The sequence below is a fragment of the Streptomyces milbemycinicus genome (assembly GCF_002154605.1).
GTDB lineage: Bacteria > Actinomycetota > Actinomycetes > Streptomycetales > Streptomycetaceae > Streptomyces > Streptomyces milbemycinicus.
The window spans coordinates 1-1076 of the sequence record NZ_MUNE01000892.1 but is presented as its reverse complement, the minus strand read 5'-3'; the positions used below and the strand labels follow the sequence as shown (position 1 = coordinate 1076).

Here is a 1076-nt window from a genome sequence, read left to right as displayed (position 1 = left end):
CCCCTTGACCACCGCCCGCGTCAGCACATCCGCCCCTGCGGCCAACAGTTCGTTGAGCGCCCCGGCCTCCATATGCACCCCGAACGCCGGGTCCTGCCCGCCGTCGGCGCCCTCGGGCACGAGCGGGCGGTCGCCCGTCGCCAGGGCGAAGACCGTGTCGCCATCGGACAGCAGATGCACCGGCCGCACCGCGCGCGCCAGGCCGTCGTGCGCCGTGCCCGCGAGCTTGTGCGCCTGGGCGCGGCTGAGCACCGCGTCCGTGGCGACCACCGCCAACGTGGTGTTCAGCGGGGGCCGCACGGAGGCCGCCGAACGCCGCTCCGACTCGGCCCGCGCGGCGGCCAGTCGACGCTGCGCCCTGGCGTGTTCTGCCTCGCCGGGACGCCGCGCCCGGCCGCCGCCCCGCGCCAACTCATCCCGCTCGTACGGCTCGTACGGTTCGCCGAACCACTCCCCGTACAGCGCGCCCGTCAGCGGATCGACCACCGAGCCCGCCGCGTTGACCGCCGCCAGGGCGGCCACGGTGATCCCGGACGGCAGGACCACGCTCGCCGATCCGATGCCTCCCTTGACGCCGCCCGCCACCGCGCCCGTGCCGGCCCCCACACTGCCCTGCGCGACCGGCGCGCCCATGTCCGTACCGGCCGCGGCATCGATGGCCTCGCGCCCCAGCGGGGCGTCCGGCCGGGCCCGCCAGTCGCCCCCGCGCCCGAGGTCGAAGAGGGCGGCGGTCGGTACGACCGGCACCACCTGGGCCGGGTCGGGGCCGACCCGGAAGCCGCGGCCCCGCTCCTCCAGCCAAGCGGCCACTCCGGAGGCGGCGTCCAGCCCGAACGCGCTGCCGCCGGTCAGCACGACGGCATCGACACGCTGGACGAGATTGCGCGGATCGAGGGCGTCGGTCTCGCGGGTGCCGGGGCCGCCGCCCCGGACATCGACCGCGGCGATCGCACCTCCTTCGGGGGCCAGTACGACGGTTGTGCCGGTGAGCCATCCGCCATCGGTCCGCTGCGCATGGCCGACGCGCAGCCCGGGTACATCTGTCAGGGCGTCGACCCGGCCGGGGCGGGCGGGTC

At 77.0% G+C, this 1076-nt stretch carries 1 protein-coding gene; it reads right to left on the bottom strand.

What is annotated here, in order from left to right; all coding sequences use genetic code 11:
* Positions 1–1076 (bottom strand): P1 family peptidase (locus tag CCN51_RS48415; protein WP_425444803.1); only part of this gene is annotated, 1076 nt, incomplete at both ends.